At 67.0% G+C, this 364-nt stretch carries 1 protein-coding gene; it reads right to left on the reverse strand.

Annotated features, from left to right (window positions below; genetic code table 11):
- Window positions 1–351, reverse strand: a 351-nt coding sequence (locus AC1D0P_RS32240; protein WP_477680443.1) for a DUF2336 domain-containing protein, incomplete at its 3' end; no start/stop codon positions are given.
- Window positions 352–364: the final 13 nt, after the last annotated feature.

Below are 364 nucleotides of genomic sequence, written 5' to 3' on the forward strand. Positions count from 1 at the left end.
TTCTTCGATCGGTGCCCGTGTACCGGCATTGCCGTGATGCAGCGACACCAGTGCGTCGACCACCTTGACGCTGAGGTTTTCGCGTGCCGCAATCGCCCTTGCATGTGCGGGGCCTTGACGCCTGGCGATGGTGATCAGCGTCTCATCGTCGATCGCGGGCGACCGGGTGAGGAAGAGGGCAGCGATCTCGATCGGCTGGCTGCCGACGAACACAGCCACCGCCTGCGGCAGCACGGGCGAGCGCGCCAGCGCCGCCACCGCGTTGCGTCGCGCCTCCGGGCTCGAGGCCTTGTAGAGCGGTTCGAACAGCTCGGAAAACTGCCGGAGCTCGTGGCGGCCCGGTTGGCTCATACCCTCGTAGGAC

This window comes from Polaromonas sp. P1_G2 (assembly GCF_056405515.1).